Annotated in this window: 15 protein-coding genes and 3 pseudogenes; 7 read left to right on the top strand and 11 right to left on the bottom strand. The window is 63.2% G+C overall.

All coding sequences use genetic code 11. The annotated features are described in order from the left end of the window. Window positions 1-10 precede the first annotated feature (10 nt). Window positions 11-4,585: a strawberry notch-like NTP hydrolase domain-containing protein gene (locus NKG99_RS31260; RefSeq protein WP_352873110.1), complete on the bottom strand. Its 4,575-nt coding sequence runs from the start codon at window positions 4,583-4,585 to the stop codon at window positions 11-13. A 181-nt stretch (window positions 4,586-4,766) separates the two neighbouring features. Between NKG99_RS31260 and NKG99_RS31255 the strand changes: the two genes are divergently transcribed. Further along, window positions 4,767-5,954, top strand: coding sequence for a DUF1173 domain-containing protein (locus tag NKG99_RS31255; protein WP_352873109.1), 1,188 nt, complete (start codon window positions 4,767-4,769; stop codon window positions 5,952-5,954). Between the two features lie 36 nt (window positions 5,955-5,990). Here NKG99_RS31255 and NKG99_RS31250 read toward each other — a convergent pair whose 3' ends face one another. Beyond that, the gene (locus tag NKG99_RS31250; RefSeq protein WP_352873108.1) at window positions 5,991-6,674 is read right to left on the bottom strand and encodes a transposase; all 684 of its coding nucleotides are present in this window, start codon (window positions 6,672-6,674) and stop codon (window positions 5,991-5,993) included. A 304-nt stretch (window positions 6,675-6,978) separates the two neighbouring features. On the opposite strand from NKG99_RS31250, the gene NKG99_RS31245 reads away from it, so the two are divergent. After that, complete coding sequence (locus NKG99_RS31245; RefSeq protein ID WP_502911038.1) at window positions 6,979-7,368, top strand: hypothetical protein; 390 nt, start codon at window positions 6,979-6,981, stop codon at window positions 7,366-7,368. 604 nt (window positions 7,369-7,972) lie between these two features. Here the strand turns inward: NKG99_RS31245 and NKG99_RS31240 are convergent. The 4 genes from NKG99_RS31240 to NKG99_RS31225 all read right to left on the bottom strand — a co-directional run bounded on the left by NKG99_RS31240 (window position 7,973) and on the right by NKG99_RS31225 (window position 11,905). Further along, window positions 7,973-8,605 carry a DUF1419 domain-containing protein gene (locus NKG99_RS31240; protein WP_352873105.1) on the bottom strand — a complete coding sequence of 211 codons (633 nt, stop codon included), beginning with the start codon at window positions 8,603-8,605 and terminating at the stop codon, window positions 7,973-7,975. A gap of 267 nt (window positions 8,606-8,872) precedes the next feature. Continuing rightward, window positions 8,873-9,166 carry a DUF5983 family protein gene (locus NKG99_RS31235; protein WP_352873104.1) on the bottom strand — a complete coding sequence of 98 codons (294 nt, stop codon included), beginning with the start codon at window positions 9,164-9,166 and terminating at the stop codon, window positions 8,873-8,875. Then, window positions 9,163-9,651 (bottom strand): hypothetical protein, encoded by a 489-nt coding sequence (locus NKG99_RS31230; protein ID WP_352873103.1) that lies wholly within the window; start codon window positions 9,649-9,651, stop codon window positions 9,163-9,165. Before NKG99_RS31230 ends, NKG99_RS31235 begins: the two co-directional genes overlap by 4 nt. Window positions 9,652-9,757: 106 nt before the next feature. Continuing rightward, on the bottom strand, window positions 9,758-11,905 hold the full coding sequence (locus tag NKG99_RS31225) for a ParB/RepB/Spo0J family partition protein (protein ID WP_352873101.1): 2,148 nt from the start codon (window positions 11,903-11,905) through the stop codon (window positions 9,758-9,760). A 188-nt stretch (window positions 11,906-12,093) separates the two neighbouring features. On the opposite strand from NKG99_RS31225, the gene NKG99_RS31220 reads away from it, so the two are divergent. Both NKG99_RS31220 and NKG99_RS31215 read left to right on the top strand, forming a co-directional pair. Next, on the top strand, window positions 12,094-12,714 hold the full coding sequence (locus tag NKG99_RS31220) for a DUF433 domain-containing protein (protein ID WP_352873100.1): 621 nt from the start codon (window positions 12,094-12,096) through the stop codon (window positions 12,712-12,714). Between the two features lie 16 nt (window positions 12,715-12,730). Beyond that, window positions 12,731-12,886 (top strand): annotated as a pseudogene (locus NKG99_RS31215) (DUF5615 family PIN-like protein); the annotation flags it as partial. 38 nt (window positions 12,887-12,924) lie between these two features. On the opposite strand, the gene NKG99_RS31210 reads toward NKG99_RS31215, so the two are convergent. Further along, window positions 12,925-13,167, bottom strand: coding sequence for a hypothetical protein (locus NKG99_RS31210; RefSeq protein ID WP_352873122.1), 243 nt, complete (start codon window positions 13,165-13,167; stop codon window positions 12,925-12,927). A gap of 422 nt (window positions 13,168-13,589) precedes the next feature. Here NKG99_RS31210 and NKG99_RS31205 point away from each other — a divergent pair. Beyond that, window positions 13,590-13,930, top strand: a pseudogene (locus NKG99_RS31205) (Ros/MucR family transcriptional regulator); the annotation flags it as partial. A gap of 205 nt (window positions 13,931-14,135) precedes the next feature. Here the strand turns inward: NKG99_RS31205 and NKG99_RS31200 are convergent. From NKG99_RS31200 to NKG99_RS31185, 4 genes are all read right to left on the bottom strand, one after another. Continuing rightward, window positions 14,136-14,348, bottom strand: a complete 213-nt coding sequence (locus tag NKG99_RS31200; protein WP_282753690.1) for a cold-shock protein — start codon at window positions 14,346-14,348, stop codon at window positions 14,136-14,138. A 261-nt stretch (window positions 14,349-14,609) separates the two neighbouring features. Beyond that, on the bottom strand, window positions 14,610-17,870 hold the full coding sequence (locus NKG99_RS31195; protein WP_352873099.1) for an error-prone DNA polymerase: 3,261 nt from the start codon (window positions 17,868-17,870) through the stop codon (window positions 14,610-14,612). Beyond that, window positions 17,867-19,390 carry a Y-family DNA polymerase gene (locus NKG99_RS31190; RefSeq protein ID WP_352873098.1) on the bottom strand — a complete coding sequence of 508 codons (1,524 nt, stop codon included), beginning with the start codon at window positions 19,388-19,390 and terminating at the stop codon, window positions 17,867-17,869. The genes NKG99_RS31195 and NKG99_RS31190 overlap by 4 nt, the downstream gene beginning before the upstream one ends. Continuing rightward, on the bottom strand, window positions 19,305-20,063 hold the full coding sequence (locus tag NKG99_RS31185) for an ImuA family protein (protein WP_352873097.1): 759 nt from the start codon (window positions 20,061-20,063) through the stop codon (window positions 19,305-19,307). Before NKG99_RS31185 ends, NKG99_RS31190 begins: the two co-directional genes overlap by 86 nt. 568 nt (window positions 20,064-20,631) lie before the next feature. On the opposite strand from NKG99_RS31185, the pseudogene NKG99_RS31180 reads away from it, so the two are divergent. After that, window positions 20,632-23,274: pseudogene (locus NKG99_RS31180) on the top strand (beta strand repeat-containing protein); the annotation flags it as partial. A 178-nt stretch (window positions 23,275-23,452) separates the two neighbouring features. Further along, window positions 23,453-23,627, top strand: a 175-nt coding sequence (locus NKG99_RS31175) for an autotransporter outer membrane beta-barrel domain-containing protein (RefSeq protein WP_352873120.1), incomplete at its 3' end; no start/stop codon positions are given.

Below are 23,627 nucleotides of genomic sequence, written 5' to 3'. Positions count from 1 at the left end.
TCGCCTCCCCTCAAACCGCCGAGGTACGGTCGGTGACCTCAACCAGCGTATGGCGATCGAGGAGCGCGGCGAGGATGGCGGATCCTTGCGCGGCCGTTGGGATGAACAGCCGGAGCTTCCAGGAGATTATTTCGGCGATCAGCCCCAGCGCCTTCAGCCGCGGAACCATGGCGTCGGTGAAGCCGATCAATTCGACACGGTAGTCGTTCATGACGCGGCTGCGGCGCAGAATCAGCCTATCGGCAAGCTGCAGTCCGATCCGCCCCTCGACAAGCCCGGTCCAGGCCTCGTCCGGTGCGAGCTTGGGTACATCGTCGAGCCCCAGATTGCGGAACATGGTCGCGACCAGAGTCGGCGCGATGTGGCGGCCGATGATGCGTTCGCCGGCATCGGTCTGGATCCGGTAGACCTGACAATCATGATCTGGCAGCCGACGCCAGATGGGCAATAGCAAACCCGTCACGATGTGAAAGGTGCTGGTGGTAAACTCCGGGACGGCGGCGACTTCTGCCTGCCACAGGTCGCAGAACAATTTTCGGTCGGTCGGCTGCCAGTGGGTTTCGGCAAGCGCGTCGAGACCGAAGCGCACCTCGTTCGTTGGCCGCAGCAAGCGCACGCGATACTCGACGGTCCCGTCGTCGAGCATCACGCTCGCCGTCGGCAGCCGGATCGCCGCACGGCTCGACCGCGTGTTGACCAACAGGATCGCTTGCGCCTCGGCCCGGACGATGGCCAGCGCGTCGACGAGGCCGAGCGGTCGGGTACGGTCCTTGCGCGCGACGGTCAGCACATGCGACTGCGCGCCCGAGACCGGGTGCGCGTAGACGGCGCGGCGATCGGTGACGACGATGCTCTCCGCCGTGATCGTCTCCAGTCCCTTGTCATAGTTTCCGGCGGCGATCGCGCCCTCAACCTTCGCCGTCATCAGTTGCTCGAACACTTCGAACAGCAGGTTCTGGGTCTCGATGCGCAGCGCCAGCAGGCGGTTGAGCCAGGTCGTGATCGGCGGCAGTTCGTCACGCAACCCACCCTCGTCAGTCGTCAGCGACAGCCCAGTCACGGTCTCGAAGGTCGTCAGCGAGCAGCCCTCGATCTTGCCTTGGTGCAACAGAAGATAGAACTGGCGCAGGGCAGCACGGGCATAGGGGCTTTCCAGATTGTCCTCGGAGCGGAACAGCCCTGCCCCGCCGGTCTGGCGCTGGCCGCGCGTGATCGCGCCCAGCGTGTCGAGCCGCCGCGCGATCGTCGACAGGAAGCGTTTGCCGGCCTTCACATTGGCGGCCATGGGCCGGAACAAGGGCGGTTGCTTCTGATTGGTACGGTGCGTCCGGCCGAGTCCCTGGATGGCGTTGTCGGCGCGCCAGCCGGCTTCGAGCAGATAGTGTTTGCGCAGCCTCTGGTTCCTGACCCCGAGATCGGCGTGATAGGAGCGACCTGTCCCGCCGGCGTCGGAAAAGATCAGAACGCTCTTGTCGTCATCCATGAACGCCTGCGTCTCGGCGAGATTGGCCGAGCCAGGGCGGTTTTCCACGGCCAACCGATCAATGCCGTCGCGGCCGGTCTTCTTCACGATGCGGCGCGAGCGGCCGGTCACCTCGGCAACGGTGTCGGTGCCAAAATGATGGATGATCTGGTCAAGGGCGCTGCCGACCGGTGGCAACGACGCAAGCCGCTCGATCAACTCGTCGCGCCGGCGAACCGCCTCGCGGCACTGGACCGGGTTGCCATCTTCGTCGTGAATGGGCCGCGAATAGAGGTTGCCTTCCGCATCCGAATATTCCTCGAACAACTGGGTCGGGAAGGAGTGCATCAAATACCCGCCGACATGCTCGCGCGGCGTCACATCGACATGCAGGTCCGACCATTCCTCGGTCGGGATCTCGGCAAGGCGTCGTTCCATCAGCGCCTCGCCGGTCGAAACGATCTGAACGACTGCCGCATGCCCGTCGACACGGTCCTGCTCGATCGCGCCGATCAGGGTCGGCGTCATCATCGAGGTGATGAGATGACTGAAGAAACGCTGCTTGGTGCTCTCGAAGGCCGAGCGCGCCGCCGATTTGGCGTTGCGGTTCAGCGTGCCGGCCTCGCTGGTGATGTTGGTCGCCTCGAGTGCGGCGGTCAGGTTGTTGTGAATGACCTGGAATGCATCGGCATAGGCGTTGTAGATACGGATCTGCTCCTCGCTCAGCTCATGCTCGAGGAGGTCATATTCGACACCGTCATAAGAGAGCGAGCGCGCCGTATAGAGGCCGAGCGACTTGAGGTCGCGGGCGAGCACTTCCATCGCAGCCACTCCACCGTCCTCGATCGCGGCGACGAATTCGGCGCGGTTGGCGAATGGAAAATCCTCGCTGCCCCAGATGCCGAGGCGCTGCGCATAAGCGAGGTTCTCGACGGCGGTCGCACCGGTCGCCGAGACGTAGACGACGCGGGCGTCGGGCAGCGCGTGCTGCAGCCGCAAGCCCGCCTTGCCTTGTTGCGAGGGCGCGACGTCGCCACGCTCGCTTTTGCCGCCAGCGGCGTTGGCCCTGGCGTGAGCCTCGTCGAAGACGATGACGCCATCGAAAGATTTTTTGGGTCCCGACGGGTTCTCTCCAATCCCTGTCTGGCTTTCTTTAATCCTCGTCTGGCTTTCGATCCTTCCCGCCGAGTTTTCCCCGTTCCCCGTCGGGCCTTCGTCCCTCCTCGTCTCTTGTCCGACCCAGTCGAGGATCTGGGCGATCCGGGATTTCTTGCCCTCCCGTTCCTGCGAGCGGAGCGTTGCGTAGGTCGTGAACAGGATGCCTTCGGCAAGGCCGATCGGTGTGCCCTGCCGATAGCGTGAGAGCGGCTGGACGAGGAGTTTTTCCTGGCCGAGTGCTGCCCAATCGCGCTGGGCGTCTTCCAGCAATTTGTCGGACTTGGAAATCCAGATCGCACGGCGGCGGCCCTGCAGCCAGTTGTCGAGGATGATGCCGGCGACTTGCCGTCCCTTGCCGCAGCCGGTTCCGTCACCCAAAAACCATCCACGGCGGAAGCGCACAGCGTTCGCAGCACCTTCTGGCGCGGCCGAGACGACATCGCAGGTCCCGTCAACCGTCCAGGCGCCGGTGAGATGGCCGCAATGGGCTTCGCCAGCATAGATGACGCTTTCGAGCTGGGCGTCCGATAGCAGGCCCTCGTCGATGATCGCATCAGGAAGAAGCGGCCGATAGGAAGGCTTCGGCGGTGCGACGGCGGCCATTGCGGCCGACTGGACGAGTGGCGTCGGATGCGGCTTGGCGCGGGGAATGTCGATCGACTGGAGCGCGTAGGGCTCGTAGATCGTATCGGTGATGCGACCGCCCTCCTCCGGCATCCAGTCGCGCAGTTCATAGGCGAGGGGGACAGCCGGCGTGCTGTTTGCCATGACCTGGCGGGCGGGCTTTGCCCGCGCAGTCGGGCGGACCGATTGGATGGCCTTCGGAGCAGCCGTTGAGACACCGAGGAGGGCGGCTCTCGCTCCCGATCGGGCACCCATGTGCATGGCGGCATTGCGCACGATGCCACTGGACAATGCACCGATCGAGTCCGGAAAGCCGCCCGGTGTCCGGGGCGGCAGATCCGTGATCCAGGAGAGCAGCTTCTCGACATCCTTGGCCTTGCCGGGCGACCGGACGAAGTCGGTCGGGTCGGCGACCGGTACCTTGTCGATAATTGTCAGGCGGGTCTCGGCTGTCGTCCCATGGCGGGCGTAGACACGGCCGTCGATCGCTGCGGTGAAGATGACGGTGCCCTGCTGCTGCAGCCGCTCGAAGGCGGGCCGCCATTTGGGGTTTTCGGGAGACAACCCGGTGCCGGTCACGGCAACGAGGCGTCCGCCTGGACGCAGGCGTGCGAATGCGGAGGAGAGGTGCCGCCATGCCGCATCGGCGACGTGGCCGTCGACATGGGCGCCGACGGTGAAGGGCGGATTCATCAAGACGACGGACGGCTTGATCGCAGCATCGAGATGATCGTCGATATTCGCAGCGTCGTGCCGTGAGACGGGGAATCGGGGAAACAGCAGGCCGAGGAGATCGGCCCGCGTGCCGGCAAGCTCGTTGAGGGCGATCGAGGCGCGCGCCATCTCGGCATGGACGGCGAGCAGACCGGTGCCGGCCGAGGGTTCGAGCACGAGGTCGCAAGATGCGATCGCCGCAGCGTGCGCTGTGACGAAGGCCAGCGGCAAGGGCGTGGAGAGCTGCTGCATGGCTTGGCTCTCATCGGAGCGCCGTGTGTGGGTCGGAAGAATTTCGGCGATGCGTTTCATCATCGCCAGCGTTGCCTGCGGCGTGGTGGACCGGGACAGAACCGCAGGGCCGAACCGGCGCAGAAACAGCACCTGGGCGACTTCGAGCGCCTCATAGGCGTCCTTCCAGACCCAGAACCCTTGTGCATCGCTGCCGCCGAAGCTGTCCATCATGGCGGTGCGCAGTGCGGCGGTGGTGACAGCCTTGCCCTGTTCGACGAAAGGCAAAAGCCGCATTGCCGCCTGGTGGATCGCCTGGGCGATGGCGTCTTGTGCCGGCGCGGCGAGGGAAGCAGCCGTCCGGGCAACGGTGGATGTGGTCGAAACAATGTTCATGGCGATGTCCTTTGCGAGAGGGGAGTGGCGCCCGCGGCGGCACTCTCTCCGCGCCAGCCGGGCCGCACTTCTCCGGCTCCCCCTCTGCCTCTGGCGCCGGTCCACACGGGTTGCGCTCTGTGCAAAGTCGTGACTCAATGCGCGGACAGGGATGCGGCGGCGACCTGGAGCTGCGGAGGAGATGCGACGGTTCAGAATTGGTCGTGCGGTCTACGAGGAGGGAGCGCCTCAGGCGGCGCTGGCGAACGCCTATGCCCGCACCGAGCGTCCGCTATGCCTGTGCCGCGAGCCGGGCTGCCCGATGTACATCGCCCGCATCGGCGACCTTCATCTGATCAAGCGCATGCCGCTGAGCGGCGGCGGGCATGATCCATCCTGTGATTCCTATGAATCCCCTTACGAACTGTCCGGGCTGGGCGCGCTGATGGGCAACGCGATACAGCTCGATCCGCAAAGTGGCATGGCGGCGCTAAAGCTCGATTTCAGCCTGTCCAAGACGGGGAGCCGGGCAGCGTCCGTGCCTGTTGGCGAGAGCTCCGCGACTGTAACCGGAGACCCCAGGAGGATGTCGCTGCGTGGCCTCCTTCATTATCTCTGGCACGAGGCCGAATTGACGGTCTGGACATCCCGATGGGCCGGCAAGCGACATTGGTGGAATGTCCGCTGGCACCTTCTTGATGCTGCGGGGCAAATGACGGTGAGGGGCGGACCGCTCGCGGATATCCTGTTTGTGCCCGAGCCATTTCGCGCCGAGAACAGGCAAGCGATCGAACATCGCCGCAACGCGGTTCTCGGCATGGCGCTGCCGCCGAAATCCGGTCCCCGAAAGTTGCTCGTCCTGGTTGGCGAGGTGAAGGAGATCGTGCCCGCCCGCTCCGCTCAGAAAATCGTCATCAGGCACCTGCCCGGCTTCCCCTTCATGATCGACGATGCATTGCATCGGCGTTTGCAGACACGTTTCGAGAAGGAGTTGTCGCTGTGGGAAGCGGATTCGAGCTCACATCTCATATCGATCGCAACCTTCGGACTGAACCCGGCCGGCATCGCCACTGTCGAAGAAATCGCGTTGATGGTGGTGTCCGAGAACTGGATTCCTTATGAGACGGTCCCGGAGAAAAGGCTCGTCAATGGGCTTTCCCGTCTTCGCGAGAAGAGCGTGAAGGGATTGCGCTATGACCTGCAACCCGACCAGCCGATCGCCAACGCGTTGCTTCTGAACAGGGACGAGCCGATCGCGCTCTTTGTCGTTCCGGCAGGAGCAGACGAGAGCTTCGAAACGTCGCTCAACAAAATGATCGCCACGCGTCCGGAGATCGGCTCTTGGGTGTGGCGGGTCGGCGAAGGCGATATGCCGCCGCTGCCGCTCTGAGCTTCGGCGGAATTTCCGGCGATGCTTCAGTATGTCTTACGCAAGGCCCAGCTTCTTCTTGAGCTCGGCATTTTCCTTGCGCAGTCGGTCGGCAAGCAGATTCTTGAGGCGCTTGTTTTCTTCTTCGAGCGCGACAAGATCGCGGAGATCGCCGCTGTCTGCGGCTGGCGCTGCAACCTTCTTCCACTGATAATAGGTCTGCTCCGAAATACCGGCCTGACCTGTGGCGCTCTTGATGCTGGCGCCGCCACCAATCAACTTCTCGATCTGGCTGAGCAATTGGCCGCGTTCCTTCACGGAGTAGATCTTGCGCGCCTTGCGAACTGTCGCGGGAGGGTCAGTTGCTGCAGGCGCGGACTTGATGGCCGCCTTTCGCGCAGAAGCTTTTGGCTGGGCCTTGGCTGCTTTCGATGCCCTCTTCTTTACTTCAACTGTTTCTGCTTTCGCAGGCAATTCGATGGTGGTCTGCACTGATTCAATTCCCCGGGATTCGGCCATAAGGTGCTCCGCTGGCGGTTTATACCCATCCTCAACATCAATGGGTGCCACGTCAGAGTCAATAAGCTGTCGATCTGGCAATTCCATCTCCTTCTCAGACACTCTCGTCGTTTCAGCGACAATTCCGGACAGGTCGACGTCGCCCCAGATCGAGTGGCTCTGCTTGGAATTGCGCCGCTTCTGTTTGACCTCCACGACAAATGGACGGGTCTGATGCTTCATTGTCTCTTCCTTGGTGAGAACGACTTGGGTCAGTCGATGTGTCGTCGCATGGTGAAGCTACGGATCTATTGGTCCTCGCCCCACATTTCCCGGCGAGCCTTACCGGACAAGGCCATCGACGGGCAAGCGACGTTTGAACCAGTTCGTCTTCTAACAACCGTTTTGACCGCGCGTCCAAGCGACTTCGTTCGAGCAAGGCACCGAAATATTGATCGTTCGACTTATAAGCGGCGGCCCGCTGGCGTCGTCCGACATTTTGCGCAAGCCGATTGCAATTGCCGTTCTTTTGCGGGCAATTTCTCTTATGGCGGCGGATGAATTGGATGCGGTGGTTTTCCAGATGGCGGTCGAAAGCGTCCGCGCGCTACCGATCAGCTTCAGCGAAAAGGCGGAGAAAATAGCCGCCATAAGCCGCGGCGCCCTGCTTTTCGACGTCCGGATCGATGGTGATGCGGCGATCCAGCGGGTCGCAGCCATAAGATACCAAAGCGATCAAACGGGCGTTCTGGCTCTGGAGAAGCAAGGGCTCGTGACCCGTCATTGCCTGATAAACGGTGCTTTCTCAAGCTTCATCGGGCCATTGGAGGCCTGGACCAGCCAGCCACTGTCGACGCAGGCAAAGACGGATATCGCAGGCCATGCCAGCCTTTTCATCGGTGCCTTGCGAAATGCGGGTTATATGCGGCTTAGCTAACATTTGCTTAAAATGCATCTGTGGATATTTGCACCCCATTAGCCCCTGCATGGCACGAAAGCTGTGGGCGGCAATGACGGAGCGAGCGGTGACCAGCGACTTATCAGCTGCCCGTATCCATCTAGAGCGTGCCTGTTACTATCTCCAGGGCACTGTCCACACGAGGGTAGAGGCAAGGCAGGCTCTGGATCTGTTGATCGAGGCCGTCGCGGTGGCCGAATGCTCGCACCCGGTTGCGGAAGCCGTGCCGTTCCGAAAGGGTTTTGCTACTGCGCCGCGAGCCGCTGACTAACCACCTTTGATGCGGTCGACATTATTAGTGGTAATGCCGATTTCGTCGATTGCAGCTGCCTAGCCTGCTGATCGAACCGGGCGCAGAATTCAGCCTTCCCCGTCTCGCGCGACCGTCGTGCGGCGTCGGGCAGCCTTTCGGGTCGGAACATTTGCAAGCCGTTCGGCCGCTGCCTCGACCGAAGCAAGCGAGGTCGGCGACTGTCGGCGCACCGGGTGGCGTTCGCCGGTGGCGATGCCGATCCGGAGCGCCCATTTCGGCCGAGTAAGCGGAGTGCGCCTCGCGCGGAGGTTTCGCTGCCGACAAGGGGGCTTACGAACGGTCCGCATCATCACCTCCCCTGCGTGAGTTTCGGAGCGGTAGCGAGACCGATAAGAGTTCATCGATCTCCTTATCGGAGAGGTTCTCAAGAAGCTTGAGGACAGTGCCTTGCGCACCGGCGTTGACGAGAATGGTGGGCTTGCCTCGGTGTTCGGCCGGCCAGGCATCGGGATCCACATTGCCGGCAATGCCCTTGAGGTCGGGATGCGTAGCGTTCCAGATCGCTTCGAGCTTCTCCTCACGTGTCATGCTGTCGGCGGCCCCTGTTTCATGAGCGATGATGGCTGCGCGCATGGCGTCCGGGCTGCGCTTGTCGGAAAGATCGCAGAAGCCATGGAACCAGCGTTCACGAGTACGGATCCTGACCGCAAAAAAGACGCTGGTGACGTACCCGGCCTTGTATTCGGACATTCCAAACATGCCGGTGCGCATGAAAAGCGGCGGCAAGAGGCCGAGCATGAAATGGTATGTCGAGGCTGTTATCTCGAACCATTCGCCGGCATAGGGAGTGCCCGACAAAGGATCGATGCCGGGCGTATGGCGATGCCTGTCGAACAGCTGAAACATCTGTTCGCGGCTGGCGATCCCCTCGCGGACTTTGCGGAAAGCTGGATGGTCGGTCATGGCTTTGCTTCCAGAATGGCCGAGCCGACCGCTCGCGCGACAAGACGCGGGCAGTGGACGATCGGCGGATTGAAGGGAAGTCCGGCGCCCCGTGGAGCCGGAGGTGAGGCTGCATGGTCAGGCTACGGCGCGGAGCCGAGCTGGATGAGTCGATCTAAAGACGGTGGTCGGTGGCGACGGGGCCAACCGCTGCGTATTGCCGGCCCCGCTCAATCGCCGGTGTCAATCGAGTTGGTGCTCGCGCACTAGGACGCCGCGAGCAAGATGTCACCAGTCATAGGCGGGCAGACCGTCCACCTGGTCGGCGTCGCAATCGAACAGGATGTATTCGCAACCTTGCCTGCGCGCCCAGGTCATGACGTCGAAGAGATCGGCGGGAATGGCGTTCTCGCCGGGGCCGGAGTTCTCGTCGTGTGCGTAAACGAACCATCCGTATTCGGCATAGGGCCCGCCGGCGCATGGCCAGTCCTTCGCCGGGGTATGGTCAAGCCGTTTCGCGGTGGCTTCCGAAACATGCGCCGTGGAGACAACGACGAACTTGTGGATCTCGAGGTCCTTCATCGACCGGGCCCTCCGATTTGACATGGCGACAAGCGCCGCCGAGCGACTTTGCGCCGGCGATACCACCGGGTCATTGGTTGCGAGGGGAAAGGCCAGGCGGCGCGGAACCCGGATGCGCTCGAATTCTCAGGACCGACGCCTGTGATCGCGTGCACCGTCGCGGCGAGTGCAGGAATGTCATCAAGCATGGTGAGCGCGACAAAATGGTTGGAGCCGCCGGTGTAGTCCTCCCGGCTCTTGCACGTCCGGATCATGATACCGTGGCCGGAGGAAAGCCCGAACTGGCCGATCTGGATGTAGGCGCGATCGTGGTGCAGGGTGACTTCGCCTGATACAGCCACTCCGGCCTTGTTGGAGCGGATGTCAAAGCTGCCAGGCGAAAGACCAAGCTCGGTGGCGAGCCTCCTCAATCTTGCACGTGCCGTCGTGTGAAAGCGTCTTTTTTGCTGCTCATCATAGGAACAGCTCTTTTCCCACTGGAACATAGAGATCTCCATGAAACGAGGCATACCCGGCATGCGGGTGTCCGCGTCGAAACAAGATGAAAGGCCCGGCTTGAGTGCCGGGCCTTGAGCGGAATGATGGTGTGACTTATTCGGCGGCGTGGAGCTGATCGTTCTCGTCGCCGTCTTTGGCCACTGGCTCACCGGTTGATGGCCGGGCGTCAGTTTCAAGGAACGCCGGCAGATCACTCACGGTCTCGTCCGGATGGCCGGCGAGCGTGCCACCGTCCGCCGATTGATCGACGGGCTCGGAAGTGCCGTCGCCGGAAAGACGCAGCGGTTCGGGCAGCCAGTTCGACCCCTCAAGAAGACGGGCCGCTTCACGGGCCATGATGTCCTTCTTCATGTGGTCGATCAGCTGTGCGGAGTCTGCGCCACGAGCTTCACGGACAGCCTGTAGAATCCGCGCCTTGGTGAGCCGCCCGAGGAACTCGACCGTAGGCGTCCAGCCGGCGTCGACCATGTCGAACTGAAGCGAGCGACCGAGCACATCTGCATGCTCGAGCGCCTTCCCTCGCCTATTCCAGGGTTCGACCACCGCATTGAGGGTCAGCGAGACGCAGTGCGCGAACAGCGCCTTACGGCTTGCTTCGTCGAGGCCGAGAAGGAAGTCCCACAGGCCTTCCGCCTCATCGGGCAGATCGCGGTCCCAGGCTTCGTGCCGCTCGGCGATCTCTTTGGCCCAGGATGTCTCGGCAAGACCGTCGACCTGGCTGAAGCTGCCGCTCTTCAGGCTGATCTCCAGGCACGTGTCCGGCGCGAAGCGATAGAAGACCTGCAGGACGAAGGCATGGAGTGCGGCGACGATGGCCATGTCGACGTCACCGGCGAGCGCGTTGCGCAATGCCAGCGTCCGCTGCGCGGTCAGGTCGAAGACGAGCCGATCGGGCAGCGGCTTGATGCCATCGTCCTCGCCGTCGTCGCCAGAGCCGTCACCCACCGGCTTGCCGTTGACGACAACACCTTCGCCATCGTCGTCGTCATTGGATCCGGTTCCGCCGTCGGCGCCCCCTTCTTCGCCTTCATCGACATCGCCGGTTTCGGCCCGCGGCTCGTCCTCGGACCGCACAAAACCGGCGTCGACCTGGAGCTTGCCGTTCGCGGCAAGCGTAACGAACACACCGGCAATGGCCTTCTGGGCGGAATCGTAGCTTTGAGGGCGATCATCGATCGCATCGAGCTCGGCGCCCAGCTGGTCGAGCTTCGCCTCGATTGTCTCGTCGGCGTCCTCGGCCCGGGCATAGTCCGCATCCAGCTTGTCGTATTCGGCCTTCAGCGCGTCGTAGCGTTCGATCTCCTCGGCGCTCAGTTCCTGCGCTTCGGCGTAGATGCGCCGCATGCCGGAGGTGTGGCCATAGGGAAAGCTGATCGCCGCCTCGACCCATTTCCAGCCTCCGGCGCGGATCGCCTCGGCATCCACCTTGAGCTTGTCGAAGACGAGCTGCTCGAGGAGCGCCGCATCCTGGAACCAACCGCCGGCATCCTGCTCGAACAGGTCGCGAAGGATGACGCCGCCGGCCGCCTCATAGCCCTCGGCGCCGACATAGACGGCACGGCGATCATCGGCCCGGACCGTAGTCTCAGTCAGCAGGCGCCTGATGTAGTATGGTTCCTGCATGTGCGAGCTGGAAATCCGCTCCCAGACCTGCTCCTGGCGCGCGTGATCGTCCGAGATCGAAAACGCCATGATCTGTTCGAGCCGGATTTCGTCCTTCTCGTAAAGATCGAGAAGTTTCGGTGACACCGAGGCCAGCCGCAGGCGTTGCCTCACCGTCGCCGGCGACACGAAGAAGCGGGCGCCGATCTCCTCCGGATCGAGGCCCTGATCGCTGAGCGTCTTGAAGGCCCGAAACTGGTCGAGCGGGTGCAGGTCGGCGCGCCGCAGGTTTTCGGCAAGAGAGTCCTCTTCGGCCGAGGTCTCTTGCCCGCGGTTGACGATGCAGGGGATTGGCTCGTTCTTCGCCAGGCGCTTTTGCTTGATGAGGATGCCGAGCGCGAGATAACGCCGGCCGCCGGCGGGCACCTCGAACGTGCCCGTCTCCTCGCCCTCGCCGCCGAGCACGGGACGGACGTTCAGGCTCTGGATCAACTTTCGCCGTCCGATGTCTTCGGCCAGCTGCTCGATCGACACGCCGTCCTTGATGCGCCGGACATTCTTCTGCGACAGCGTTAGCTTGTCATAGGGAATGTTTTCCGCGGCGTTCATTGCAATCTTCTGAATGGCGTTCTTTGCCATGGTCAGGTTCTCCATGACGGGCGGCCCGGGGCCTCTCCCCGAACCTCCAAGCCCGTCAGGAAACTCCCCTCCCCCTCTGCCTCCAAATCTCACGCCGGCGCTGCCCTGCCTGGCTGCCGCAAAGCTTCGCTGGACTGCGGACGGCAGAGTGACTATATATCTTCCATCAATGTGGAAGGATTACTGTCATGCCGGGGTTTAGTACCGAAGTGCTCACCGCCAATGAGGCGGCGGCGGTAACGCAGGTGCCGCTCAAGCAGGTGCATCGCATTATCGATGCCGGATTGCTACACGGCCGTGTCGAGACACGCCGCGGCAGCCGCGTCATCATCGGAGCCGGTCTCGTCGGCCTACGCCTCGCCTGGCTGACGGCGGAGACGCTGACGCCTGCCGCGCGGCGGCGGATCGTCGAGCACGCCATTGCCGATGATGCTGCGTCCGTGGTCGCGGACGATCCGCTTAAGGTCGACCTGAAGCCGATCACCGCCGGGGTAAGGACCGGCCTCAGCCGACTGAGGAAAGCCAAGGCCATGGTGGCGCGCGATCCAGCGGTACTTAGCGGTCATCCGGCCTTTGTTGGAACACGCGTGCTTGTTCATGACGTTGCCGACATGCTCGCCAATGGCGATACGCCCGAGACGATCCGTGCCGCCTATCCGCAACTGACTCTCGACCAGATCGGGCTCGCGGCCGACTTTGCGCTCGCCTATCCGCGGCGTGGCCGTCCGCCCGTCAAGCCGGCGTGGCGCAGCACGGCGGCGAAGTCGACACGCACAATCCGTCTCGACGATCTGCCAGCCGTTTCGTGAAATTCCTGATCGACGAATGCCTAAGCCCAGAGCTTGCGAAACTGGCGCGCGAACGTCGAGCCATGTGCGCTGGCTGGGCCTCGCAGGCGCCAAGGACCATTTGGTGACCCGGCGCGCGGTCGATGATGGCTATGTGCTCGTCACGCACAACACGACCGACTTTCGCGACCTCTATCGCCGCGAGGAGCTGCATGTCCGGGCTGGTCGCCTTCAACACCGCCCCTGGCCTGATGAGCCTCGATCTCCAGCGCCGGCTCGGCGCAAAAGGAAGAAGCTGGCGAGCGCGAGCACCACTGCCGTGACATCGCCGATCATATGGTGCCATGCCGCGCTTATCGAGCGCATGGCGGCATTTCCGAGGGAGCCGGCAAAGCCGGCCAGCGCCGCGGCAGCGCTCATCACATCGGAAAGGAAGACCGAGACCAGCAACGCGATCGGGAGAGGAATCAACATCGCCTGGATTGGGTGTCCGCCAATCTTGGCGGTAGTAGCGACGCCCAGGAGGTGATTTGTCTTTGGCATATCTACTAACATCGGGTTCAGCCGAGCGTTCCCGCGGCGAAGAGACGTCCATCGTCGCAGCGAGCAATCTCCTCAAGGCTGACTGAGATCCGCCCAGAGCGCGTCTAGCGCTCTGTCACCAGGAACGCTCAAACAGGCGACGCAGGGCAGACATGACCGTTGGCCAACACGCAAGAACAGACGCGGACGCTCAGGGAAAGCCAGCCCGTGAAGCGCGCGTGGCACCGACGTCGGAACCCCGCCCAGAGGTGCGGACTTCGTCTGTGGCGACGGCTCCGCGGCACGGTCTGCAGCAGGGGCCGGCATCGGGGCGCTCGGTCCACTGGTTCCGCGGGCGGAGTAGTGCGGGCGCCGCATTGAAGGGCACAGCTGGCGGCGGTGTTGCGCCGGATAAGTCAGCGGTTCTCAAGCCTGCCGTGCCGATCAAGAAATCGGTCACTCCGGACTACATTGTCAGCCTTGAGGACGGGAAGAAGTTCAAGTCGTTGAAACGCCATCTCGCGACCCACACTACAACCTGACGCCCGGCGAATATCGCACCAAATGGGGCCTGCCAGCGGACTACCCGATGGTCGCGCCGAACGATGCCGCAGCGCGCTCGGCATTGGCCAAGACGATGGGACTCGGCCGAAAGCCGACAGAACCGGAAAAGCCGGCGCCGGTGAAGCGGACGCGCAAGAAGACCGCGGCCTGATTGCTGCAGATTCATCGGCCTACGTAGTCCGGACACAAAAAAGGCGGGAGTAACCCCGCCTTTCCTTTGCAAAGAAGGCTTGCAGCAATCTGCTGCGCCGGCCTTCCGATTGAACCATATTCCCGCGCGCTCTTGTCGAGCGACTGCCAGTACATCCGTGACTTGCCGCGTCGTTCCGGCTTGTGCCGGGCCGCGCGAGAAACAATTAGCCTGCTTTGCTGAGATTGCCCGCTGAGGACTTGCCCGTACGGCGGTCCTGCTCGATCTCAAAGTTAATCTTCTGGCCATCGACGAGGGTCGAAAGACCCGCGCGTTCGACAGCGGAAATATGGACGAAAACGTCCTGACCACCATTATCGGGCTGGATGAATCCAAAACCCTTGGTGCTGTTGAACCACTTCACGGTTCCAGTCGCCATATGCGTATTCCTTCGTAACAATTGCAGCGTGATCCGGCGATGAAGCCGAACCGGTTCATATCGAGACTTTGGAGATAGATGCAGCAAAAGCGAGAAATCGCAAGGCCCGGATCGATCGGCCGAAAATATCAATAGCCTCTAAATGGGGCTGCGCGATAGCTGCTGCAAGAGGCAAAAGGCATGCCTCCCTCGCAGCACATTTCTTGGACCAGACATTTACCTGGCACGGGGCATCGTTTGATTTTTTCAACGATGTCGTCGCTACCGAAAATCCCGCGTCTTCACCTTAATGCGGTCTATGTGCTCATAGGAATCGACGATTTCGCGCGTTTTCGGCATGCCGCGCGGATCGATGCCCCATCCGCCATGATGGGCCTCGTCACCGCGGCCGTGTGGCAATGGAAATGGCGTGTCGCGGTTTCCGACGCTGGCGAGTTCGGCCGAAAGATCGGTCAACTCGTGCGCGACGAGATGCACCACCTCCCCTTCCCGCTGGATGCGGCCGCGCACACTGAGCATGGCCGACGAGAGAAGGACGCGACGGAATTTCTCGAAGATTTTGACCCAGACGACGACGTTGGCGGCGCCGGTCTCATCCTCCATCGTGAGGAACATGACGCCTTTGGCCGAGCCCGGCCGCTGCCGGACCAGCACCAGGCCGGCGGCCTCGAGCCACCGTTTGTCCCGCGCCTGCATGGCCTCCTCACAGGTCACGATGCGACGCCGGCGTAGATCGGCACGCAGAAACGACACCGGATGGCTGCGCAAGGTCAGCCCGACATGGCCATAATCCTCGACAACCTCGCGGCCGGCCGTCATCGGCTTGAGCGTGATAGCGGGCTCGTGGATCTCCGTCACCGTTTTGTGTTCACGGGACGTGGCGGCCGCGAACAGGGGCAAAGGTTCATCGCGTAGCGCCTTGATCGCCCAGAGCGCATCGCGGCGGGCAAGGTTCAGATCCGGCAGAAATGCGTCGGCCTCGGCGAGCTGGACAAGTGAAGCCGCTGGCACGCCGGCGCGGCGCCAGAGATCGTCGACCGAGAGGAAGGGTTCGACGGCCCGCGCCGCGACGATTGCGGCCGCGTCATCATTGGCGAGACCCTTCACCATGCGCAGGCCGAGCCGGACAGCGAAGCGATCTTCGACGTCGGTCGGCTCAAGCGTGCAATCCCAGCGGCTGGCATTGACGCAGACCGGTCGCACCTCGACGCCATGATCGCGAGCATCACGCACGATCTGGGCCGGCAGATAAAAACCCATCGGTTGCGAATTCAGAAGCGCGGCGCAGAAGACATCCGGATGCCAGCATTTCATCCAGGAGGACGCGTAGGCGATCAAGGCGAAGGAGGCGGCATGGCTTTCGGGAAAGCCGTAGCTGCCAAAGCCTTCGAGTTGGGAGAAGGTCTTTTCGGCAAACTCCGGGGTATAGCCGTTGTCGATCATGCCATTGATCAGTTTGTCGCGGAACTTCGAGACGCCACCGGTGTGCTTGAAGGTGGCCATGGCGCGCCGCAGCTGGTCGGCCTCGCCGGCCGAAAAGCCAGCGCAGATCATGGAGACCTGCATTGCCTGCTCCTGAAACAGCGGCACGCCCAGCGTCTTGCCCAGCACGCGCTCGAGCTCCGGTGTCGGAAACGTCACCGCCTCCGTGCCATCGCGCCGGCGAAGGTAGGGATGGACCATGTCGCCCTGGATCGGGCCGGGACGGACGATCGCGACCTCGATGACCAGGTCGTAGAAGGTGCGCGGCTTGATGCGCGGAAGCATCGACATCTGCGCGCGGGATTCGATCTGGAAAACGCCGAGCGTATCGGCCTTCCTGATCATCGCGTAGGTGCGCGGATCCTCCGACGGGATCGTCGCCAGGTCGAGGGCGATGCCCTTGTGCTCGGACAGGAGATCGAATGACTTCTTCATGCAGGTGAGCATGCCCAGGGCCAAGACATCCACCTTCATGAATTTGAGGGCGTCGATATCGTCCTTGTCCCATTCCACGACCTGGCGATCCTTCATCGTCGCCGGTTCGATCGGCACGAGATCGTCGAGGCGATCATGCGTCAGGACGAAGCCGCCCGGATGCTGCGAGAGGTGGCGCGGCGTGCCGGCAAGTTGCGCGGCGAGTTCGAGGGTCAGGCGCAGCCGGCGATCGCCGAGATTGAGGTTGAGCTCGCCGGCGCGCTGCTCATCGACCGCCTCACCGTGGCCCCAGACCTGCGAGGACAGAAGTTTGGTCATGTCTTCGGGCAGGCCGAGCGCCTTGCCGACATCACGGACGGCGCCCTTGGTGCGATAACGGATGACGGTGGAGCAAAGCGCGGCATGTTCGCGGCCGTAGGTCTCGTAGACCCACTGCATGACGATCTCGCGCCGTTCGTGCTCGAAATCGACATCGATGTCGGGCGGCTCGCGCCGCTCCTCGGAGACGAAACGCTCGAACAGAAGGTTGTTGCGTTCGGGATCGATGGAGGTGATGCCCAGCACATAGCAGACGGCGGAATTGGCGGCCGAGCCGCGGCCCTGGCAAAGGATGTTCTGGCTGCGCGCGAAGCGGACGATCGAGTTCACGGTGAGAAAGTACGGCGCGTATCTGAGCGTCTCGATCAGCCGCAGCTCGTGTTTCAAGATCTCGACCACCTTGTCAGGCACGCCCTCGGGATAGCGGCTGTCAGCACCTTCCCAGGTCAGTTTTTCCAGCGCCTGCTGGGAGGTGAGACCCGGCATGGTCTTCTCCTCCGGGTATTGGTAGGCGAGCTCGTCGAGCGAGAACCGGCAGCGGTCGGCGATTTCGATCGTGCGCGCCAAGGCCTCGGGATAATTGCTGAAGAGCCGCGCCATTTCGTCGCCAGGTTTGAGGTAGCGATCAGCATGACGTTCGCGCCGGAAGCCGGCACCATCGATGGCGACGTTGTGACGAATGCAGGTGACGACATCCTGCATCATGCGGCGGGCTGGCTCGTGGAAAAGCACGTCATTGGTGACGACGGTGGGCACGTGCATCGCCGTCGCAAGATTTGCCAGCTCGTGAAGCCTGAGCTGGTCGTTCGGACGCCTGCGCAAGGTGAGCGCCAGATAGGCGCGATCACCGAAGATCTCGCGCAGCCGCCGCAAACGAACGGCACAAAGGTCATCGGCTTCGTCCGGCACCAGGACAGCAATCAGACCTTCGCCATAGGCGACGACATCATCCCATTCGAGATGGCATTTTGCCTTCCCGGCCCTGCCCTTGCCGAGCGACAGCAGGCGGCAAAGGCGCGAATAGGCCGGTCGGTCCGTAGGGTAGACCAGGATCGACATGCCGTCGGCCAGTTCAAGACGGCAGCCGACGATTAGCCGAACGCCTGTCGTCTTGGCCGCTTCATGGGCGCGCACGATGCCGGCAAGCGAATTGCGGTCGACGATAGCCAGCGCTTCGATGCCGAGCAGTGCCGCCTGGGCGAACAGCTCTTCGCAGCTACTCGCCCCACGCAGGAAACTGAAATGCGAGGTGACCTGCAGCTCGGCATATCGGGCCGCGCCAGTCATCCGAAGATCCCATGCATGAACCATTTATGCGATCCGGTCGCGGCATCCTCGCCGTCGCCGGCGCGGTAGACCCAGTAGCGCTCGCCGTTCTCGTCCTCGACCCGGAAATAGTCCCTCACCGCCGCGAGCTCGGCGTCGCGCTTCCACCATTCCCCGAAGACGCGTTCCGGACCATCCGCACGCTTCACGCGTCGGCGGACGCCGCGCCAAGTGAAAGTCACGGGTGGATGGTCGGGAAGAAGTGCCACCGTCTCGATCGGCTCGGGTCGTGGCAACAGCCGAGTTGGGCGCGGCCAATGGCCGGGCCAGCCCTCGCCGGTATCAGGCGCCATTGGGGCAATGCGTTGAACCGAACGTTCGGGAACGTCGCTCTGCACCGGGGCAAAGCGATAGAGCCGGTCCTCACCGACACGGTTGGCGAGGATGTCGATCACATCCGACACATCGGGTTCGGGCGCCTCGGCGAGCGAGGAAATCATCTGTTTGGCCCGCAGCGGCTCGGCAACGGTCGCGGCAAGCCGCATCAGCTCGATGCCGAACCCTGGATCGATCGTTTCTATTTTGTCGGTGAGAAGCCGGGTCAAGCGCTTCGTGTCACGCACCGGCAATGCTGTGCCGACACGGATCGCCTCGATGCGATTGTCGACGCGGAAGAACAGAAGATCGAGCCGGCGTGCGCCAAGTCCTCGCGTCTCGAGTGAGGCGCATAGTTCAGCGACCAGCTTGCCGGTATAGCGCGCGATTGTTTGTGCCGCGCCGATCGGCTCGGCAAAATTGCGGCGCACTTCGACAATTTCCTGCGGCCGGATCGGCTCGATCGGTTCGCTCACGCGTCCGAACGCCTGGTCGAGGCGGCGGCCGGCCTCCGGCCCAAAACGCAAGGCGAGCGCCGCACGCGGGGTGCCGGTGAGATCCGCAATTGTCTCGAAGCCGAGCCGCCTCAGACTATCGATCGTCGCGGCGGGAAAGCGAAGGGCAGCGATCGGCAAAGGCAGGATCGCCTGGGCAATTTCGCCGGACGGTACCACAAGCGTCTGCCGTGTACCGAAGCGGGCCAATGCGTGGGCTGCGCCCCAGCTATCGGCGACCGCGCAGCGCGCGGTAAAGCCGGACGCGGCAAGTCGCTCCACCATATCGGTGAGCATTGCCGCCTCGCCGCCATGCAGATGGTCGGCGCCGGTCGTGTCGATCACAATGCCGTCCGGCGCATCGGCAGCGACGATCGGCGCGTAGCGGCGCAGCGCCCACAGCGCCAATCGCTCGAGCGCCATCTCATCTGCTTCGGGCTCGGCATCATGAACGACAAGACCCGGAACGAGCGCCTGCGCCTTACTCGCCGGCATGCCGATGCGCAGGCCGGCTGCGTGCGCTGCCGCATCAGCGGCAAGTACCACACGGCGACGTCCGTCGCGGCCGATCAAAACGAGCGGCGTCTCAGGCGGAGGCGCGGCGTCGCCCGATTTCCTTCTGAAGCGGTCTGTCGGCCACATCGGAAGGAAGAGCGATACGACCCTTGGCATCGCAAGCCTCCACTGTAAAATCTGCGCTCTCTCCTGCACGGCATCGGATCAGTTCAAGCTGCCAGCGCGCACGCCCGACTCCCTGAACAGGCAGTGGTGTCGACGGCAGGACCGACACCCGCCAGCGGGTTTCGGCGGCTGTCGGCTGGCCAAAATCGGTTGCCTCCGTCTGTCGCCGCCAGCGGCGAATGGCGATGCCGGTGGCGCCGGAGTTTTCGGCGGCAAGCTGAAGCCGCCGTGAGGCCGTCATCGAAAGCCGTGCAATCTCGGCAACGACAGCGCCAAAACCGCCACGAAGACCCTCTTCGAAACAGGCGAGAACGGATTTTTCGTCGCCGGCTTCGACATAGATTACCCGTCCCGGAGGAAGGCCGGCCTGTTCGATCGCAGGCGCGAACAGATCGGGCCGGGTAACGCACCACAGCACCTTGCCTGCCGTGCGGGCGGCAATTCCCGCGGCGAACAGCGCCGCGGCCGCACCGTCGACAGCGCCATTGCCGCCGCCCGCGACCTCGTGCAGACCGCCAAAAGTCAACCCGCCTCCCGGCAGAACCCTGTCGATCGCGGCCACTCCGAACGGCAAAACCATTCGGGCGCGCGCCTTTCCGCCTTCGAGGCGCGCGATGCGTTCTCGAAGGTCGGAAATGGCAGCAGGGGGCGCCGATACACGCATCTGACCCTTGAAACGCGGAAAGCCGTGATATGTTCTACATTTGTTCTCGTCTTGGTTAAGAGTCAACCGGAATGACGTCATGCCCCTGCGGAAGGAGGGCATTCGGATAGTCTAAAGTGCCGGGCCATATCCTTTAATGCGAAAATGCGAGTTCCATGTTTGGTTGGGCGCCACGAGTGGCCGAAACTTGTAGCTTATTTCGGACATGCCCATAGTTGAGCCCCATACCGATCTTCGCTCGCGCCTGCTTGCCCGCATCGAGTCCAAACCCGCGAGGTCTGGACCCCCGGCGACTTCGCCGAGCACGGCGCGCGCGCCGCCGTGGAGCCAGCAAGCCCATTTCGCATAGTTCGGTGAGCTTACTCGTTTAAATAAGCAGAAGCTAATACAAGTAAATCCGCTGTGACGTCACCAACACAGACTTGCCTTTCCTTGCTAGGATTAGTTTTTTGGTAGTCGATCCGAATATAAGCCTGTTGCGAGGCCGTACCCTTTCGTGCTGCGTTTACCCGATCGGAATCAGGGTCGACGCTGCGAGGCGCATTTGGCTCTGTTGGGGGAATTTCATATGAGCACGGCTGCCGGCGGCGAAACGATCGAAGATCGGGGCGGCACAATGACCAAGCTGTTGGCGGGCGTCGGCCTGACAGCGCTGGCGATCGGCGCTTCACTGACCTCGGCCTCCGCTCAGCAATGGACTGGAACGACGAGCAACAACTGGACGGTGGGCAGCAACTGGTCGGGCGGCGTAGCCCCCTCAGGCGGCTCCGTCGTGATCAACACGACATCGCCTAACCCGACAGTGCTTGGCGTGAGTGGCCCAGCAATTGGTGTGACGAGCTCCCTGTACGTTGGCGATAGCGGGTCGGGCAGTCTGACGATCCAGAACGGCAGCACGCTTACAAGCGCGTCAGCCCCGCGGATCGGAAATCAAGCCAGCGGCACCGGAACCGTCACCGTCACCGGGGCTGGATCGCTATGGACGATAAGCAGCGGGAATTTTGGTGTCGGCTATCAAGGAAACGGTACGCTGAACGTTGTGAATGGAGGCAAAGTCGTCGCCAGCACCACGATCTTAGGCGTGGGTGTCACCTCTTCCGGCACGCTCAACATCAGCGGCGGCATGTTGGACACGGCCGTTCTGCGGAACGGCTTCGGCGCGGCGCAGGCCAATTTTGACAATGGCATTCTCAAGGCAAGAGCGAACAATGCGACCTTCATCAATGGATTCTCGGGCACTGAACTTAGCGTACTGGCTGGCGGGCTGACCGTCGATACCGCCGGCTTCACCGTGGGGACCGACGCTACCTCTGGGTTTACTGGCGCCGGTGGCCTGACCGTAACAGGCGGCGGCATTTTCAACCTTCTAGCCAACAGCCCTTATTCCGGCGAGACCTGGATCCAGGCCGGCAGCACACTCTCGCTTCAGGGAGCCGGCGCCGTTGCCGATTCAAGCCGAGTGCTCGCGGACGGAACGTTCGATATCGCGGCCATTACCCCGACAGGCACCAGCATTCAGAGCCTCGCCGGCAGCGGCGCCGTCACTCTGGGCGCCAAGACGCTTACGATCACCGACACCAACGATAGTTTTTCCGGCATCATCTCCGGCAGCGGTGGACTGGCACTCAACGGCGGCACCATGATCCTGGGCGGCGCCAACACCTATTCCGGCGCAACCACGGTCAGTGGCGGCAAGCTTGTCGTCGAGGGCGCGCTCGGCAACACCCAGACGACCGTCAACAGCGGCGGCACATTGGGCGGCTCCGGCTCGATTGCCGGCGCGGTCATTATCGCCGATGGCGGCGTGCTGGCGCCGGGCTCCAGCCCTGGCACGCTGACGGTGGGATCGCTCAGCCTGAGCTCGGGCTCGACCCTTGACTATGAGCTCGGCCAAGCCGGCATTGTCGGCGGCGGCGTCAACGATCTGATCGTGGTGACCGGCAACCTGACTCTGGACGGCAGCCTCGACATCACCGATGTCGGCGGCTTCGGCCCCGGCGTCTATCGGCTGATCAATTATGGCGGCTCGCTGACCGACAATGGTCTTGAGTTCGGCAATCTGCCGGTCAACGTCACGGCGGCCGACCTGTCGGTGCAGACCTCCGTCGCCAACCAGGTCAATCTTATCAGCAGCGTCGGCAACGACCTGTTGTTCTGGGACGGCGACGCGGCCGGCAATGCCAACAATGATCTGGTCGACGGCGGCAATGGCACCTGGACGGCGACGAGCCCGAACTGGACCACGAGCACCGGCCTAGTCAACGGAGCCATGAAGCCGCAGCCCGGCTTTGCCATCTTCCAGACACTTGGCGGTACCGTCATCGCCGGCGATGGCGCCGGCGCGCTGGCGGTCACCGGCATGCAGTTCGCCGCCGACGGCTACCGCATCGAAGGCGACGCCACAACGCTGGCCGGCGCCGGTGGCGAGAGCATCATCCGGGTCGGCGACGGCTCCCCGGCCGGGGCGGGCTATACCGCGACCATCGCCTCGGTGCTGACCGGGGCGAGCAGCCTCACCAAGACCGATGCCGGCACGCTGGTGCTTTCCGGCGCCAACACCTACACGGGCGGCACGACCGTCTCGGGCGGCGTGCTCTCGGTTTCGGCCGACAACAATCTCGGCGCTGCCGCCGGCGGCCTGACGCTCGCCGGCGGCACGCTGCGCAACACCGCCGTCTTCTTCTCGGCGCGCGACATCACGCTCGCGGCGGCCGGCGGCACCTTCGACACCGCGGCCGACCTCATTTTGTCCGGCGCGATCTCGGGCGCCGGCAGCCTTGCCAAGACCGGCGCCGGCACGTTGACCCTCACCGGAACGAACAGCTATGGCGGCAACACGCTGGTGGACGCCGGCACGCTGGTAGGCAACGCGGCTTCGATCCGCGGCGACATCGGCAATGCCGGCACTGTCGTGTTCGACCAGACGGCGGACGCCAGCTTTGCCGGCGATATCTCCGGCACCGGCACAATGGTGAAGGACGGCGCCGGCACGTTGACGCTTGCAGGCACCTCGCTGCTCGATTGGACCATCGACCAGGGTGGCCTCGTCTCGGCGGCCGAGCGCTTCGGCGGCGATGTCTCGATCGGCGCGGGCGGCTCCTTCACCTTCGACCAGACGGCCAATGCCAGCTATGCCGGCGTGCTCTCGGGCGCCGGCACTTTCGTCAAGGATGGCCAGAGCATTCTGGTGCTCGCCTCGGACAACTCGGCATTTACCGGCGCCACGTCGGTCAGCGGCGGCACGCTCGCCGCGGGCGCGGCCAAGGCATTCAGTTCCTCCTCGCAGTTCTCCGTCGCCTCTGGCGCCACGCTTGACCTTGCCGGCACCTCCCAGACGCTTGCCGGGTTGACCAACGCCGGAACGGTGCGCATCGCCGGTCGGCAATACGCTGACCATCAGCGGCGATTATGTCGGCAATGGCGGCACCATCGTCCTCAACACCGCGCTCGGTGCCGACGGTTCGGTGACCGACATGCTCGTTGTCGCAGGCGGCACATCGGGGACGGGTACGCTCCAGGTCGCCAATTTCGGCGGCGCGGGAGACCAAACGCTCGAAGGCATCA

The organism is Mesorhizobium sp. M1409 (assembly GCF_040317535.1).
Classification (GTDB): domain Bacteria; phylum Pseudomonadota; class Alphaproteobacteria; order Rhizobiales; family Rhizobiaceae; genus Mesorhizobium.
The sequence above is the reverse complement of the archived record's forward strand: the minus strand, read 5'-3'. Positions and strand labels throughout refer to the sequence as shown.